The organism is Micromonospora sp. DT46 (genome assembly GCF_049841735.1).
In the GTDB taxonomy this organism is placed as follows: Bacteria; Actinomycetota; Actinomycetes; order Mycobacteriales; family Micromonosporaceae; genus Micromonospora; species Micromonospora reichwaldensis.
Window position 1 is genome coordinate 710,074 of the sequence record NZ_JBNCKW010000002.1, and the last position, 14,691, is coordinate 724,764.

A 14,691-nucleotide genomic window follows, 5' to 3' on the forward strand; every position below is an offset into this window, starting at 1 on the left:
GGGGCGTGACGAAAGGGCCGGCCCCCTTGTGGGGCCGGCCCTTGTCGTTGGGTGTGGTGTGTCAGGCGGTGTAGCCGCGGGTGGCGATCCAGTCGGCGAGGTTGTCGACGCTCATGCGGTAGGAGGCCTGGTTGGGGTTGGCGGAGTCGGCGATGGTGACGGTGTTGCCGTTGTCGCGGTAGCCGACGACGCTGATGTAGTGCCCGCCTTCGAAGGAGTGGGTGGTGCCGTCGGTGTCGGTGGCGGTGCCGGCGATGTTGGCGACGATGGCGTGGCCTTCGTCGATGGCGGTGACGATGTCGCCGCGTAGCTTGTCGGTCTGCTTGTCGTCGGCCTTGGCGTCGGGGATCTCGACGGACTGGTAGGCGTCCTTGCCGGTTTCCTTGTTGAGGACGGGGGTGATGTCGTTGATGGAGTTGGTGCCGGCTTCGGTGGTGCCCATGCGCTGGGCCATGCCGTCGACGTCGATGTTCTTGCCCTGCACGCTGAGGGCGTTGCGGGCGGCGGCGGGGCCGCAGTAGTAGAAGTTGGGCTGTGCCTCGTAGCGCACGCCGAGTTCGCGCTCGCCACCCTTGCGGTCCTGGGCGACCGAGGCCGACACGGGGGTGGTGGGGGCGGCGAGGGCGGTGGTGACGGGGCCGGCGATGGCGCCGCCGGTGAAGGCGAGCCCGGCAGCGGTCAGGGCGGTCTTACGCAGGATGTCGGTACGCATGATGGCAGCACCTTTCGATCGGGGGTACGCGACACACACCGCGGGGGACGGGTGGCGTCGCGGGCTGAGGGAAAGGTCGAACCAGGTACGCCCTCGACGAGAGGGTGGGGCGCGTCCGGGGGGATGTAACGACACGGGCCCGGCCGGCATTCCGACCGGCGACCCCGGCCATCCCGGGGGGCTCAGGGGTGGGGCCCGGGGTTACGCGCTCACGGTGGTTACAACGACCCGGCCCCCCGACCCATGCCCACCGCATCCGTGGCGTCGGCCACCCTGAAACGCCACGAAACGGACGATGATCTGATCGGCCCCGCCACCGACGCCGCCACGAACCGGACGCGCGCCCCAGACCGGCCGTCACTTCCGCCGAGCGCGCCGTGCGCCGGGCCGTCACCTGCCGGAGCTTCCGGAGCCCGCCCGGCACTCGCCGACGCTACCGACGACCGGACGCCTCAGTCGGGGATGCCGGCGTGGACGTCGGTCACGGCGGCGTTGACGGCGGGCGATCATGCAGGTGTGGTGGTGCGTAAAACGCCTGAATGGGCAGTTACCCGGCACCACGACTGAATGATCGGCGCGGGCAGGGGGTGGCGAGGGTGGCCGCGGGCAGGGGTGGCGGGGGTGGCCGGGCGCGGGGCGGGCGGGGGTGTGGGGGGCCGGTGAGCGGGGGTGGGTGGAAAGAAGGCGGCGGCCCGGTGGCTGGTGCCACCGGGCCGCCGCCCTCGTGCTGTTTCGGTCCTACTCGTCCGCGCCTGCGGCGGCGGTGCCACCGAGGTCGGCCGGGACGGCGTCCGGCACGGTGGCCGGCCGGTCCGCGCCCGTGAAGATGAGCTTGGACTTGTCGATGTCCTCCGGATCGCCCTCGCAGTCCACCACCACGATCTGACCCGGGATCAGCTCGTTGAAGAGGATCCGCTCGGACAGGTTGTCCTCGATGTCGCGCTGGATCGTGCGACGCAGCGGACGCGCACCGAGGACCGGGTCGAAGCCCTTCTTCGCCAGGTACTTCTTGGCGTTGTCGGTCAGCTCCAGACCCATGTCCTTGTTCCGCAGCTGGCCCTCGATCCGCTGGATCATGATGTCGACGATCGACAGGATCTCCAGCTGGCGCAGCTGATGGAAGACGATGGTGTCGTCGATCCGGTTGAGGAACTCAGGCCGGAAGTGCTGCTTGAGCTCGTCGTTGACCTTCTGCTTCATCCGGTCGTAGTTGGACTCGGAGTCCTCCGACGCCTGGAAACCGAGCGAGACCGCCTTGGCGACGTCGCGGGTGCCCAGGTTGGTGGTCAGGATGATGACCGTGTTCTTGAAGTCCACGATCCGGCCCTGACCGTCGGTGAGCCGACCGTCCTCCAGGATCTGGAGCAGCGTGTTGAACACGTCCGGGTGGGCCTTCTCGATCTCGTCGAAGAGGACCACCGAGAACGGCCGACGCCGCACCTTCTCGGTCAGCTGGCCGCCCTCGTCGTAGCCGACGTAGCCGGGAGGGGCACCCACCAGCCGGGAGACCGTGTAGCGGTCGTGGAACTCGGACATGTCCAGCTGGATGAGGGCGTCCTCGCTGCCGAACAGGAACTCGGCGAGCGCCTTGGAGAGCTCGGTCTTACCGACACCGGACGGGCCGGCGAAGATGAACGAGCCCGACGGACGCTTCGGGTCCTTCAGGCCGGCCCGGGTACGCCGGATCGCCTTCGAGACCGCCTTGACCGCGTCCTCCTGGCCGATGACGCGCTTGTGCAGCTCGTCCTCCATGCGCAGCAGGCGCGAGGTCTCCTCCTCGGTCAGCTTGTAGACCGGGATGCCGGTCCAGTTGCCGAGCACCTCGGCGATCTGCTCGTCGTCGACCTCGCTGACGACGTCCAGGTCACCGGCCTTCCACTCCTTCTCCCGCTGGGCCTTCTGGCCGAGGAGCTGCTTCTCCTTGTCGCGCAGCTGGGCGGCGCGCTCGAAGTCCTGCGCGTCGATCGCGGACTCCTTGTCGCGACGCACCTGGGCGATGCGCTCGTCGAAGTCGCGCAGGTCCGGCGGCGCGGTCATCCGGCGGATCCGCATCCGGGCGCCGGCCTCGTCGATCAGGTCGATCGCCTTGTCCGGCAGGAAGCGGTCGGAGATGTACCGGTCGGCCAGCGTCGCGGCGGCCACGAGAGCCGCGTCGGTGATGCTGACCCGGTGGTGCGCCTCGTAGCGGTCGCGCAGGCCCTTGAGGATCTCGATGGTGTGGGCCAGCGACGGCTCACCCACCTGGATCGGCTGGAAGCGGCGCTCGAGGGCGGCGTCCTTCTCCAGGTGCTTGCGGTATTCGTCGAGCGTGGTCGCGCCGATGGTCTGCAGCTCGCCACGGGCCAGCATCGGCTTGAGGATGCTCGCCGCGTCGATCGCGCCCTCGGCGGCACCCGCGCCGACCAGGGTGTGGATCTCGTCGATGAAGAGGATGATGTCGCCGCGGGTGCGGATCTCCTTGAGCACCTTCTTGAGTCGCTCCTCGAAGTCACCGCGGTAGCGGGAACCGGCGACCAGGGCACCGAGGTCGAGCGTGTAGAGCTGCTTGTCCTTCAGCGTCTCGGGCACCTCGCCCTTGATGATCTTCTGGGACAGCCCCTCCACCACGGCGGTCTTGCCGACGCCGGGCTCACCGATCAGGACCGGGTTGTTCTTGGTGCGGCGGGAGAGCACCTGCATGACCCGCTCGATTTCCTTCTCGCGCCCGATGACCGGGTCGAGCTTGCCCTCGCGGGCGGCCTGGGTCAGGTTGCGGCCGAACTGGTCCAGCACGAGGCTGGTGGACGGCGCGGCCTCGCCCGGCGTGGCGCCCGCCGCGGCCGGCTCCTTGCCCTGGTAGCCGGAGAGCAGCTGGATCACCTGCTGGCGGACCCGGTTGAGGTCGGCGCCGAGCTTGACCAGCACCTGGGCGGCGACGCCCTCGCCCTCGCGGATCAGGCCGAGCAGGATGTGCTCCGTGCCGATGTAGTTGTGGCCGAGCTGCAGCGCCTCGCGCAGCGACAGCTCCAGCACCTTCTTGGCCCGCGGCGTGAACGGGATGTGCCCGCTCGGCGCCTGCTGACCCTGGCCGATGATCTCCTCGACCTGCTGCCGCACACCCTCCAGGGAGATGCCGAGGCTCTCCAGAGCCTTGGCGGCGACGCCCTCACCCTCGTGGATCAGGCCCAGCAGGATGTGTTCCGTACCGATGTAGTTGTGGTTGAGCATCCGGGCCTCTTCTTGGGCCAGGACGACAACCCGTCGCGCTCGGTCGGTGAACCGCTCGAACATGCCCTCGTGCTCCTCACGTGCCGTGCGCACTCGATCTTGATGGTCAAGAAGTCGTGGCGGGGCCGGTGCGCGGACGACCGGGACGGGCGTCCGTGCCTCCTTACTCTATCGCCGCGGACCGACTCCGCTGAGGTCGTGTGTCCCCGTCGGAAGCCGTGTACGCGTCGTTTTGCACAACCGTCCGCGCTCAGGGGGTGTTCCGGTACCCCTGCCTGTACGCGCAGAGCGAAATTCGACCCCGGTCCCGGACCCGTCGTGCGGGTCGCGCCGGTGCCGACGCGGCCCGGATCCGAGCCGTTCGGGAGTTGTCCACAGGCTGTGGACAGACTCTCCACCGGCTGTGGACAACGACCGTCGGGACGGAATTCTTCCCCCTCGGACGCGACCCCGGGCGGATACGGCGACGCCGGCCCGGAGTCGTGCTCCGGCCCGGCGTCGGTGTCGCCCGTCGGCGGTCCCGGTCAGTGACCGGCCTTCGCGTGGTACTCGTCGACGATCTCCTGGGGGATCCGGCCCCGGTCGGAGATGTCCTTGCCGGCCTTCTTGGCCCAGGCGCGGATCGCCTTGTTCTGCTCCCGGTCGGCGGTGGCGCCACCCCGGCCGCGCGCGGCCCGGCCGCCGACGACGACGCCGCCCCTGCCCACCTTGGTGCCGTGGGCGATGTACGAGGCGAATACGTCGCGCAATTTCTCGGCGTTGGAGCTAGACAGGTCGATCTCGTACTGAACGCCGTCGAGCGCGAACTTGACCGTCTCGTCAGCGTCCCCGCCGTCCAGGTCATCGACCAGCTTATGAATGATCTGCTTGGCCACGTCCCACATTCCTTTCGAGCAGGGTGCTCCTGCAAACTGTAAGCACAATAACCCGCGCGGCGCTTGCCGCGTCAATAGGATGCGGTAACGACCCGGTGGAGATGCGCGGCTACTCCGGGCGAACCAGGGGGAAGAGGATGGTTTCCCGAATTCCCAGGCCGGTGAGCGCCATCAAGAGCCGGTCGATTCCCATTCCCATACCCCCGGCCGGCGGCATTCCGTACTCCATCGCCCGGAGAAAGTCCTCGTCCAGCCGCATGGCCTCGTCGTCGCCGCGGGCGCCGAGCTGGGCCTGGGCCACCAGCCGCTCCCGCTGCACCACCGGGTCCACCAGCTCGGAGTACGCGGTCCCCAGCTCGAAACCGAGCACGTAGAGGTCCCACTTCTCGGCCAGCCCGGGCTCGCTGCGGTGCGCCCGGGTCAGCGGGCTCGTCTCCTCCGGGTAGTCGCGGACGAAGGTGGGCGTCTGGAGGCTCGGCACCACCAGTTCCTCGAACAGTTCCTCCGCCAGCTTGCCCGGCCCCCACTTCGGGTCGACCGCCAAACCGACCTTGTCGGCGTACTCCACCAGGCGGGCGCGCTCGGTGCGTGCCGTGACCTCCTCGCCGAGCGCCTCGGAAAGCACCCCGAAGAGGGTCACCGAGGGCCACTCGCCGCCCAGATCGAACTCCCGGCCGTCGGCGTGCGTCACCACGGTCGAGCCGCTGACGGCGATCGCCGCCTGCTGCACGAGATTCCGGGTCAGCTCGGCCATGGTGTCGTAGTCGCCGTACGCCTCGTATGCCTCGAGCATCGCGAACTCGGGCGAGTGCGAAGAGTCGACACCCTCATTACGGAAGTTGCGGTTGATCTCGAAGACCCGGTCGACGCCGCCGACGACGGCCCGCTTGAGAAACAGTTCCGGCGCGATTCGCAGATACAGATCGGTGCTGAGCGCATTGCTGTGGGTCACGAATGGCCGGGCCGCCGCGCCGCCGTGCAGCAGCTGGAGCATCGGAGTCTCCACCTCGATGAAGTCCCGGCCGTGCAGCGTCTCGCGCAGGCTGCGCACGGTCGTGGCCCGGGTACGCACCATCTGGCGGGCCTGCGGCCGGACGATCAGGTCCACGTAGCGCTGCCGGACCCGCGCCTCCTCGCTCAGCGGCTTGTGTGCCACCGGCAGCGGGCGGAGCGCCTTCGCCGTCACCGCCCACTGCTCGACCAGCACGGACAGCTCGCCGCGCCGGCTGGTGATCACCTCGCCGGTCACGCCGACGAGGTCACCGAGGTCGACCAGGCGCTTCCAGTCGTTCAGCCGGTCGGGGCCGACCCGGTCGAGGGAGAGCATGGCCTGCAACTCCGTGCCGTCGCCGTCCCGGAGGGTGGCGAAGCAGAGCTTGCCCGTGTTGCGTACGAAGATCACCCGGCCGGTGACCGAGACCTGGTCCCCCGTGGCGGTGTCGGTGGGCAGCTCGGCGTACTTCTCGCGGATCTCGGCCAGCGTGCTGGTCCGGGGGAATCCGATGGGGTACGGCTCGACGCCCTCGGCGAGCATCCGGTCCCGCTTCTCCCGGCGGACCTTCATCTGCTCGGGAAGGTCGTCGGCGGGATCGACTGGCACGGGGTTCTGCTCGGTCACGGCACGCTTCCTCAGAAGGAGATTTCGGGCGGGGTCAGGCCCCGAGCGTACTCAAGGCCCCAGCGAGGTGTTACGGGATAACCTGCCCGCCATGACGGACCCCACTCCCGCCCTGTCGTTCGGGGTCGCCGCACGCGAGTACGACCGGTTTCGACCCCGCTATCCGGAGGCCGCCCTGCGGTGGGCGCTCGCCGGGGTGGAGGCGCCCGCCCGCGTCGCCGACCTGGGAGCCGGCACCGGCATCCTCACCCGGGGCGTGCTCGCTCTCGGCCACGAGGTGGTGCCCGTGGAGCCGGACCCCGCGATGCGCGCCCAACTGGAGGTAGCCACCCCGGGCACGACTGCCCTGGCCGGCAGCGCCGAGGCGGTGCCGCTGCCCGACGGCACGGCCGACGCGGTGCTCGTCGGGCAGGCGTACCACTGGTTCGACCGGGAGCGGGCGCACGCCGAGGTCGCCCGGCTGCTCCGGCCTGGCGGGACGTTCGCCCCGATCTGGAACACCCGGGACGAGCGCATCGACTGGGTCGCCGAGTTGAGCCGGATCGCCCACCTCGGCGACAACGCGGGCAGCGTGGTGGAGAAGTACGGCGACTTCGGCTCCGCCTTCGAGCCGACGGAGCTGGGGGAATTCGCCCACACCACGACGCTCACCCCCGACGAGGTGGTCGCGATGCTGCACACCCGCTCCTTCTGGCTGACCGCGTCCATCGACGAACAGGACAGGATCGACCGGGAACTCGGCGAACTCTTCGCGAGCCACCCCGACCTGGCCGGTCGGGAGTCCGTCGAACTCCCCTACCGCACGTTCGTCTTCCGCGCCCGACGCCGCTGAGCCACCGCCACGCTCATAGGTTGCGCTCGTAGACCATCCGCAGGCCGATCAGGGTGATCATCGGCTCGTGATGGGTGATGGTGTGGCACTCGTTGATCACCAGCGAGGCCAGCCCGCCCGTGGCGATCACCGCGCTCACCTCGCCGATCTCCTCGATCATCCGCTCGACGATCCGGTCCACCTGCCCGGCGAAGCCGAAGTAGAGGCCGGACTGGAGGCACTCGACGGTGTTCTTGCCGATCACCGAGCGGGGCTTGGCCGCCTCCACCTTGCGCAGCTGGGCGGCCCGGGCGGCGAGCGCGTCGAAGGAGATCTCGATGCCCGGGGCGAAGGCGCCGCCGAGGAACTCGCCCCGGGCGCTGATCACGTCGAAGTTGGTGGTGGTGCCGAAGTCCACCACGATCGACGGCCCGCCGTAGAGGGTGTACGCGGCCAGGGTGTTCACCACCCGGTCGGCGCCCACCTCCTTGGGGTTGTCGATGGCGAGCTGCACCCCCGTGCGCACGCCGGGCTCGACGATCACGCTCGGCAGGTCCGCGTAGTAGCGGGCGAGCATGTTGCGCAGCGAGCGCAGCGCGGCCGGGACCGTGGAGCAGGCCGCGACCCCGGTGATCTCGACGGCGTCCGCGGCGAGCAGGCCCCGGAACTTCAGGCCCAGCTCGTCGGCCGTCGCCCGCGCATCGGTCTTGATCCGCCAGGAGTGCACCAGCTTGTCGCCGTCGAAGGTCGCCAGCACGGTGTTGGTGTTTCCGATGTCGATGCAGAGCAGCACGCTCGCAGCCTAGACAACGCCCGGCCGCCGGTTCACGCGGTGCGCAGGTCCATGGCGATGTCGAGGATCGGCGAGGAGTGCGTCAGGGCCCCGACCGACAGGAAGTCGACGCCGGTCGCCGCGTACCGCGCCGCCACGTCGAGGGTGAGCCCGCCGGTCGCCTCCAGCTCCGCCCGGTCCCCCACCAGGGCGGCCACCTCGGTGAGCATCTCCGGGGTCATGTTGTCCAGCAGCAGGAAGTCCGCCCCGGCCTCGACCGCCTCCACCGCCTCGGCGACCGTGTCCACCTCGACCTGCACGGGCACGTCCGGGAAGGTCTCCCGGACCCGGCGGAAGGCCGCCGTGATGCCGCCCGCCGCGAACTTGTGGTTGTCCTTGATCATCGCGACGTCGTGCAGGCCCATCCGCTTGTTCGTGCCGCCGCCCGCGCGGACCGCGTACTTCTCCAGGGCGCGCAGGCCCGGGGTCGTCTTGCGGGTGTCCAGCACCATCGCCTTGGTGCCGGCCAGGGCGTCCGCCCAGGCCCGGGTGTGGGTGGCCACCCCGGACATCCGGCAGAGCAGGTTGAGCGCCGTGCGCTCGGCGGTCAGCAGCAGCCGGGTGGGGCCGGTCACCGTGGCCAGCACGTCGCCGCGCGCCACCCGCTCGCCGTCGCGGGCCACCACCGACACCTCGACCGTACGACCGGCGCCGGTCGCCTCGCCGACCAGCTCGAACACGGCCGCCGCCACGGCCAGCCCGGCCACCACGCCGTCGGCGCGGGCCACCAGGTCGGCCGTGTCGGTCTGCCCGGCCGGGATGGTGGCGACGCTGGTGACGTCCAGGAGATCCGGGCCCAGGTCCTCGGCGAGCGCGGCCTCGACCGTCCGCCGCACCTGCGCCGGATCCAGGCCGGCGTCCCGCAGTGCCCGTTCCGTCGACTCCGTCATCGGGTTCCCTCCCACGTTTGCGTCAGCCGGCCCTGCGCCCCGACCGCGCCGACCAGGTGGCCGTGCCACCGCTCGTCGGCCGTCGGGAAGTCCTCCCGCCAGTGGCAGCCCCGGGTCTCCCGGCGGGCGTACGCGGCGGCGACCAGCGCCGACGCCACGGTGATCAGGTTCGTCGCCTCCCAGTCGGCCGTCCGGGGCCGGCCCCGGCCCTCGCCGAGCCCGGTCAGCACGCCGGCGGTCCCGGCGAGGGTCTCCGCCGAGCGGAGCACGCCCGCGCCCCGGGTCATCGCCCGTTGCAGCGTCGGCGTCGCCTCGGCCGGCACCACCCAGCCCTCGCCGCCCACCCAGGCGCCCGTCGCCGCCGGCTGGGCCTGCTCGGGCAGCCCGGCCGCGATGTCCTCGGCGATCCGCCGGGAGAAGACCAGCCCCTCCAGCAGCGAGTTGCTGGCCAGCCGGTTCGCGCCGTGCACGCCGGTGCAGGCGACCTCGCCGCAGGCGTACAGCCCGGGGATGGAGGTGCGGCCGCGCAGGTCCGTGCGGACGCCACCGGAGGCGTAATGGGCGGCAGGGGCGACCGGGATCAGGTCGGTCCCCGGGTCGACCCCGATGGCCAGGCAGGACGCGACGATGGTCGGGAAGCGCCGGGCCAGGAAGTCACCGCCCAGGTGCCGGGCGTCGAGGAAGACGTGGTCCGCGCCGGTGGCCAGCAGGACCCGGTGGATGCCCTTGGCCACCACGTCCCGGGGCGCCAGCTCGGCCAGCTCGTGCTGCCCGACCATGAACCGCTTGCCGTCGCCGTCGACCAGGTGGGCGCCCTCGCCGCGCAACGCCTCGGAGACCAGCGGCTGCTGGGCGTGCCCGGCGCCGGGCACGCCGGCGCCGGCCGGGGTGATCAGCGCGGTCGGGTGGAACTGGACGAACTCCACGTCGGTCACCGCCGCGCCGGCCCGCATCGCGAGGGCCACCCCGTCCCCGGTCGACACGGCCGGGTTGGTGGTGGCCGCGTAGATCTGGCCCATCCCGCCGGTGGCCAGGACGACCGCCCGGCCCAGGATGGCGCCCACGCCGTCCTCGCTGCCCTCGCCGAGCACGTGCAGGGTGATGCCGCAGGCCTGGCCGAGGCCCTCCGGGGAGTCCCCGGGGGCGCGCAGCAGGTCCAGCACCAGGGCGTGCTCCACCAGCCGGATCCACGGGTCGCGGCGCACGGCGGCGTGCAGGGCGCGCTGCACCTCCGCACCGGTGGCGTCGCCGCCGGCGTGCACGATCCGGTCGGCCCGGTGCCCGCCCTCCCGGGTCAGCATCAGCGAGCCGTCCGGGTTGCGGTCGAACTCCGCCCCGATCCGCATCAGCTCACGCAGCCGGGTGGGGCCCTCCTCGACCAGCACCCGCACCGCCGCCGGGTCGCAGAGCCCCACGCCGGCGATCTCGGTGTCCGAGGCGTGCGCGGTCGGCGTGTCCTGCGGGTCGAGCACGGCGGCGATGCCGCCCTGCGCCCAGCGGGTCGACCCCTCGTCTATGTCGACCTTGGTCACCACGGTGACGTGCAGCCCCGCCTCGCGCAGGTGCAGCGCGGCGGTCAGGCCCGCCACCCCGGAACCGACCACGATCACGTCGGTGGTCTCCACCCAGCCGGGCGCGGGGGCGGCCAGCAGTCTGGGCAGCGCCGGCAGGTCGACGGTCGGAAGGTCCATACCCACAGTCAACCCGAAGGGTCCTCGCGGGGGGCGGCGGGGGCGGGACGAGTGGTTTGGGCCATGGGGTCCCGAGCCGGGCAGGCCGGCCGGCGCCACGCGTGGGACCGCCTGCGTGGGCCGGCGCGCTACCGCGTCCGGACCGGGAGGGCCGCCGGGCCCGCGCCCCGCAGCGAGCCGGTCACCGTACGGTCGTCGAGCCAGAGGTAGCAGCGGACGCCCCGGTCGCCGACGCGCCACCGGCCCGCTCCCGGCGGACGGACCACCACCCCGCTGCGGAAGCGCAGGTCGGCGTCGTCGGGCACCCCCACGTAGCGGCTGAGCACCGAGCGGCAACCGGCGTACAGCGGGGCCCAGTCGGCGGCCCGGGTCGGGTACGGGCGGTCGGGCGCCCGCCACACCCCGACGAACTCGGCGTCGTGCCGGGCAGCGCAGTCGACCGGGAGCAGCGTCCGCACCGACCCGCCCCGGGAGCGGGCCTGCTGGCAGCCGAGGCGTAGCGGGGACGGCCCCCGCAGCGCGTCCCGGAGGCTGCCGGTGCGGACCACCACCGTGGCGGCGGCCTCGACGGTGCTCACCTCGGTCAGGTCGCACCGGTACCAGCGGGCGCCCGCCGTCCAGCCCGCCCCGGACGGCACCGCCACCGCCAGCCGCAGCCGCCCCGCCCGCCAGTCGGTGCCCACGTGCCCGGTCGCCCGGGCGTCGCAGTCGGCGAAGGCGCCCCGCAGCTCGGCCGAGCCGCCCGGCGGCGGGGCGGGCCGCCCGGCCGGGAAGGCGCCCACGTGCACGGTCTCGACCCGGTGCGGCGCGGCGCAGTCCACCGGCGCGTACGCCGCCAGGGTCACCACGTCGACGAAGTCGGCGACCTGGCACACCCCGGCGGCCGGGTTGAAGGGCCCTACGGCGGGCGGGGCCGCCCAGTCGTCGACCAGGTCACCGTCCAGCCCGCCGGCGTCGGCGCAGCCGGCCAGGAGCGCGGCCGTGGCGACGGCAGCGAGCAGGGTGGTCATCGCACGGCGCACAGCGGCCTCCCCCAGCCACCCGCGTCTCTCGACGGGCAACCAGATTACCCAGGGATGACCTTCCGGTGACAGACCGCACGCACGCCTGCTTCCCGCACCGACAGGGTCCTGCGGTCACGAAGGGCACAAAAGCCCACAGAATGCCGCCGGAGGAGCGGGCGGAAGCGGGAACGGGCGGGTCAGACGGCGGCGGCGGCGAGGGGATTGGGGATCGGGGCGCCGGCGGTGCCGGGTGCGGCGGTGGTCGGGTCGGCGTTCAGCTCGACGACCCGGTTGTCGGCGTCGACGTGCACGACCCGCGGCCGGTAGGCGCGGGCCTCGGCGTCGTCCATCTGCCCGTACGAGATGAGGATGACCAGGTCTCCCGGGTGCACCAGGTGGGCGGCGGCGCCGTTGATGCCGATCACGCCGCTGCCCCGCTCGCCCGGGATCACGTACGTCTCCAGCCGCGCCCCGTTGGTGATGTCCACGATCGCCACCTGCTCGCCGGGGATCAGGTCGGCGGCGTCGAGCAGGTCCTCGTCGACGGTCACCGAGCCGACGTAGTGCAGGTCGGCCTGGGTCACCGTGGCTCGGTGGATCTTCGACTTGAGCATGGTGCGCAGCATCGGGATGCCTTTCGCGGAAGGTGGCGGGGGCGGGGTTCAGGAACGGGGGGCGAGCCGGATCGCCGCGTTGTCGATCAACCGGGTGGCGCCCACCCAGGCGGCCACGAGCAGCCGCGCCGGCCCGGAGACCGGCCCCGGTTCCAGGTCCGGGTCGGTGAGCACCAGGTAGTCGAGGCGCGCGCCGGGCGTACCGGCGCCGAAGGCCGCGTGCGCGGCGGCGAGCACCGCCCCCGCGTCACCGCCCTCGTCGGCGGCCGCGGCCCCGGCCCGCAGCGCCGCGGACAGGCTCAGCGCGGCCTCCCGCTCGGCCGGGGACAGGTAGCGGTTGCGGCTGGACAGGGCCAGCCCGTCCGGCTCCCGTACGGTCGGCACGCCGACCACCTCGACCGGCACGTCGAGGTCCCGGGCCATCCGCCGCACCAGGGTCAGCTGCTGGTAGTCCTTCTCGCCGAAGAACGTCAGGTCGGCGCGGGTGAGCTGGAGCAGCTTCAGCACCACGGTGAGCACCCCGTGGAAGAACCCGGGGCGGCTCTGCCCCTCCAGGTCCTCCCCCAGCGGGCCCGGGTTGACCCGCACCCGGGGCTGGCCGTCCGGGTACATGTCCGCCACGGCGGGGGCGAAGACCACGTCCGCGCCCGCCCGCCGGCAGATCTCCAGGTCGGCGTCGAGGGTGCGCGGGTAGCGGTCGAAGTCCTCGTTCGGGCCGAACTGCAACGGGTTGACGAAGATCGTGACGAGCACGTGGTCGGCGCGCTCCCGGGCCGCCCGCAGCAGCGTCTCGTGCCCGGAGTGCAGCGCGCCCATGGTCATCACGACGCCCACGGTGCCCTTGAGCCCGTCGCGCGCCGCCGCAAGCTCGGCGCGGGTGTGCACCAGTTCCGTCACCTGTCCCCCTCCGTCCACCGTCGGCCCGGTCACGCCGCCACCTCGCGCCGGTCGCCGGCGAGCACGCCGAGCAGCGACTCCGCGTCGACCGGCCGCAACCGGCCCGCGGCGATGGCCCGGTCGGCCGTACGCCGGGCCAGGGCCAGGTAGGGCGCCACCGACTCGGGGGCAGTCGCGGCGAGCCGCGCCAGGTGGCGCTCGACCGTGCCGGCGTCGCCCCGGGACACCGGCCCGGTCAGCGCGTCGTCGCCGAGGCGCAGCGCGTTCTCCAGGGCGGCCCGCAGCAGCGGGGCGAGCACCTTCTCTGGCTGGGCCACCCCGGCGTCGCGCAGCCGGTCGGCCGCCTCGTTGACCAGGGTCACCAGGTGGTTGGCGCCGTGCGCCAGCGCCGCGTGGTAGAGCGGCCGGTCCGCCTCGCCGACCCACTCCGGCACCCCGCCGAGGTCGGCGACCAGCCGGGCGGCCAGGGGGCGCAGCTCCGCCGGGGCGGTCACCCCGTACGAGATGCCGGCCAGCCGGGCCAGGTCGTCCGGCGTACCGGTGAAGGTCATCGCGGGGTGCAGGGCGAGCGGGCGGGCGCCCGCCGCGGCGGCGGGGGCGAGCACGGCCAGCCCGTGCGCGCCCGAGGTGTGCGCGACCACCTGGCCGGGGCGCAGCGCGCCGCCGTCGGCCAGGGCGGCGACCACCCCGGCGAGCGCGTCGTCGGGCACGGCGACCAGCAGCAGGTCAATGGCCGCCCGCGCCACGGCGGCGGCGGAGCGGCGGGGCACGTCGGGAAGCAGCAGCGCGGCCCGGGCCCGGGAGGCGCCGGAGCCGGCCGTGAGGGCGACGACCCGGTGGCCGGCGGCGGCGAGTGCGGCGCCCAGCACGGTGCCGACCCGGCCGGAGCCGACGACGCCGACGGTGAGGAGACGGGGGGTGGCGGCCGGCGGTACGGCGGCCCCGTGGGGGGCGGCCGAACGCGGGCGCGGGGGTGCGCTCATGGGCGACGATCCAGTCCTCGAGAAGGGGTACCGGTCGATGGCAAGTATGCGCCGGGGTTACGGAAGCGGGACAAGGATGTGTGAAAACGTTCACCGGCGGCACCGGCGGCACACCCGGGGATGGAACGTCCGCTCCGACCGGCTGACCGTAGGGTCGGGCCGGTGACGCACGCCGTACGGCCGGCCGGTGGCGGGCAGGACAGGCAGCTCGGGAGGAACGAACTGATGCCGGAGCGCTGGCGGGACGCGATGGAACGGTCCCTCTACGGGCCGGGCGGCTTCTTCGTCTCCGGGTCGGGCCCCGCCGGCCACTTCCGCACCAGCGTGCACGCGTCTCCGGCCTTCGCCGACGCGCTGCTGCGGCTCGTCCAGCAGGTCGACGCCGCCCTCGGCCACCCCGCCGACCTCCGCGTGGTCGACGTGGGCGCGGGGCGGGGCGAGTTGCTGCGTGCGCTCTCCGCCGCGCTGGGGGTTGCCGGGGAGCCCGCCCGCTCCGGGCGGGGAGGGAGGTTGACCCCCCGCACCGGCGCCCCCCCCACCCCCCCCCCCCCCGCCCC

General features: G+C 72.8%; 12 protein-coding genes and 1 pseudogene. 2 read left to right on the plus strand and 11 right to left on the minus strand.

Annotated features, from left to right (window positions below; translation table 11 throughout):
* Window positions 1-61: 61 nt before the first annotated feature.
* The 4 genes from ACLQ20_RS07670 to lysS all read right to left on the minus strand — a co-directional run bounded on the left by ACLQ20_RS07670 (window position 62) and on the right by lysS (window position 6,412).
* Window positions 62-712 carry a C39 family peptidase gene (locus ACLQ20_RS07670; RefSeq protein ID WP_425854695.1) on the minus strand — a complete coding sequence of 217 codons (651 nt, stop codon included), beginning with the start codon at window positions 710-712 and terminating at the stop codon, window positions 62-64.
* A 738-nt stretch (window positions 713-1,450) separates the two neighbouring features.
* Window positions 1,451-3,982, minus strand: a complete 2,532-nt coding sequence (locus tag ACLQ20_RS07675) for an ATP-dependent Clp protease ATP-binding subunit (protein WP_151456722.1) — start codon at window positions 3,980-3,982, stop codon at window positions 1,451-1,453.
* A 461-nt stretch (window positions 3,983-4,443) separates the two neighbouring features.
* Window positions 4,444-4,794 carry a histone-like nucleoid-structuring protein Lsr2 gene (locus tag ACLQ20_RS07680; protein ID WP_165947879.1) on the minus strand — a complete coding sequence of 117 codons (351 nt, stop codon included), beginning with the start codon at window positions 4,792-4,794 and terminating at the stop codon, window positions 4,444-4,446.
* 109 nt (window positions 4,795-4,903) lie between these two features.
* Window positions 4,904-6,412 (minus strand): lysine--tRNA ligase, encoded by a 1,509-nt coding sequence (lysS, locus tag ACLQ20_RS07685; protein ID WP_425854696.1) that lies wholly within the window; start codon window positions 6,410-6,412, stop codon window positions 4,904-4,906.
* A gap of 91 nt (window positions 6,413-6,503) precedes the next feature.
* Between lysS and ACLQ20_RS07690 the strand changes: the two genes are divergently transcribed.
* On the plus strand, window positions 6,504-7,244 hold the full coding sequence (locus ACLQ20_RS07690) for a class I SAM-dependent methyltransferase (protein ID WP_425854698.1): 741 nt from the start codon (window positions 6,504-6,506) through the stop codon (window positions 7,242-7,244).
* A gap of 13 nt (window positions 7,245-7,257) precedes the next feature.
* Here the strand turns inward: ACLQ20_RS07690 and ACLQ20_RS07695 are convergent, their stop codons facing one another.
* The 7 genes from ACLQ20_RS07695 to ACLQ20_RS07725 form a co-directional block, all read right to left on the minus strand.
* On the minus strand, window positions 7,258-8,016 hold the full coding sequence (locus ACLQ20_RS07695) for a type III pantothenate kinase (protein ID WP_151456720.1): 759 nt from the start codon (window positions 8,014-8,016) through the stop codon (window positions 7,258-7,260).
* Between the two features lie 32 nt (window positions 8,017-8,048).
* On the minus strand, window positions 8,049-8,945 hold the full coding sequence (gene nadC, locus ACLQ20_RS07700) for a carboxylating nicotinate-nucleotide diphosphorylase (protein ID WP_327029830.1): 897 nt from the start codon (window positions 8,943-8,945) through the stop codon (window positions 8,049-8,051).
* The gene (locus ACLQ20_RS07705) at window positions 8,942-10,636 is read right to left on the minus strand and encodes an L-aspartate oxidase (RefSeq protein WP_358121523.1); all 1,695 of its coding nucleotides are present in this window, start codon (window positions 10,634-10,636) and stop codon (window positions 8,942-8,944) included. Before ACLQ20_RS07705 ends, nadC begins: the two co-directional genes overlap by 4 nt.
* Before the next feature lie 128 nt (window positions 10,637-10,764).
* Window positions 10,765-11,646 (minus strand): septum formation family protein, encoded by an 882-nt coding sequence (locus ACLQ20_RS07710; protein WP_425854845.1) that lies wholly within the window; start codon window positions 11,644-11,646, stop codon window positions 10,765-10,767.
* Between the two features lie 191 nt (window positions 11,647-11,837).
* Window positions 11,838-12,266 (minus strand): aspartate 1-decarboxylase, encoded by a 429-nt coding sequence (gene panD, locus ACLQ20_RS07715; RefSeq protein WP_151457733.1) that lies wholly within the window; start codon window positions 12,264-12,266, stop codon window positions 11,838-11,840.
* Window positions 12,267-12,302: 36 nt separating this feature from the next.
* Window positions 12,303-13,151 (minus strand): pantoate--beta-alanine ligase, encoded by an 849-nt coding sequence (gene panC / locus ACLQ20_RS07720; protein WP_151457734.1) that lies wholly within the window; start codon window positions 13,149-13,151, stop codon window positions 12,303-12,305.
* A gap of 29 nt (window positions 13,152-13,180) precedes the next feature.
* Entirely contained in the window at window positions 13,181-14,134 is a 954-nt protein-coding gene (locus tag ACLQ20_RS07725) for a Rossmann-like and DUF2520 domain-containing protein (protein ID WP_358121521.1), read from the minus strand.
* A gap of 225 nt (window positions 14,135-14,359) precedes the next feature.
* Here ACLQ20_RS07725 and ACLQ20_RS07730 point away from each other — a divergent pair.
* Window positions 14,360-14,691, plus strand: a pseudogene (locus tag ACLQ20_RS07730) (SAM-dependent methyltransferase); the annotation flags it as partial.

Bases quoted from the DNA above. Each gene is read 5' to 3' on its own strand.
- ACLQ20_RS07670 (WP_425854695.1), bottom strand. From the start codon at position 712: ATGCGTACCGACATCCTGCGTAAGACCGCCCTGACCGCTGCCGGGCTC.
- ACLQ20_RS07675 (WP_151456722.1), bottom strand. From the start codon at position 3,982: ATGTTCGAGCGGTTCACCGACCGAGCGCGACGGGTTGTCGTCCTGGCC.
- ACLQ20_RS07690 (WP_425854698.1), top strand. From the start codon at position 6,504: ATGACGGACCCCACTCCCGCCCTGTCGTTCGGGGTCGCCGCACGCGAG.
- nadC (WP_327029830.1), bottom strand. From the start codon at position 8,945: ATGACGGAGTCGACGGAACGGGCACTGCGGGACGCCGGCCTGGATCCG.
- ACLQ20_RS07705 (WP_358121523.1), bottom strand. From the start codon at position 10,636: ATGGACCTTCCGACCGTCGACCTGCCGGCGCTGCCCAGACTGCTGGCC.
- ACLQ20_RS07710 (WP_425854845.1), bottom strand. From the start codon at position 11,646: ATGACCACCCTGCTCGCTGCCGTCGCCACGGCCGCGCTCCTGGCCGGC.
- panD (WP_151457733.1), bottom strand. From the start codon at position 12,266: ATGCTGCGCACCATGCTCAAGTCGAAGATCCACCGAGCCACGGTGACC.
- ACLQ20_RS07725 (WP_358121521.1), bottom strand. From the start codon at position 14,134: ATGAGCGCACCCCCGCGCCCGCGTTCGGCCGCCCCCCACGGGGCCGCC.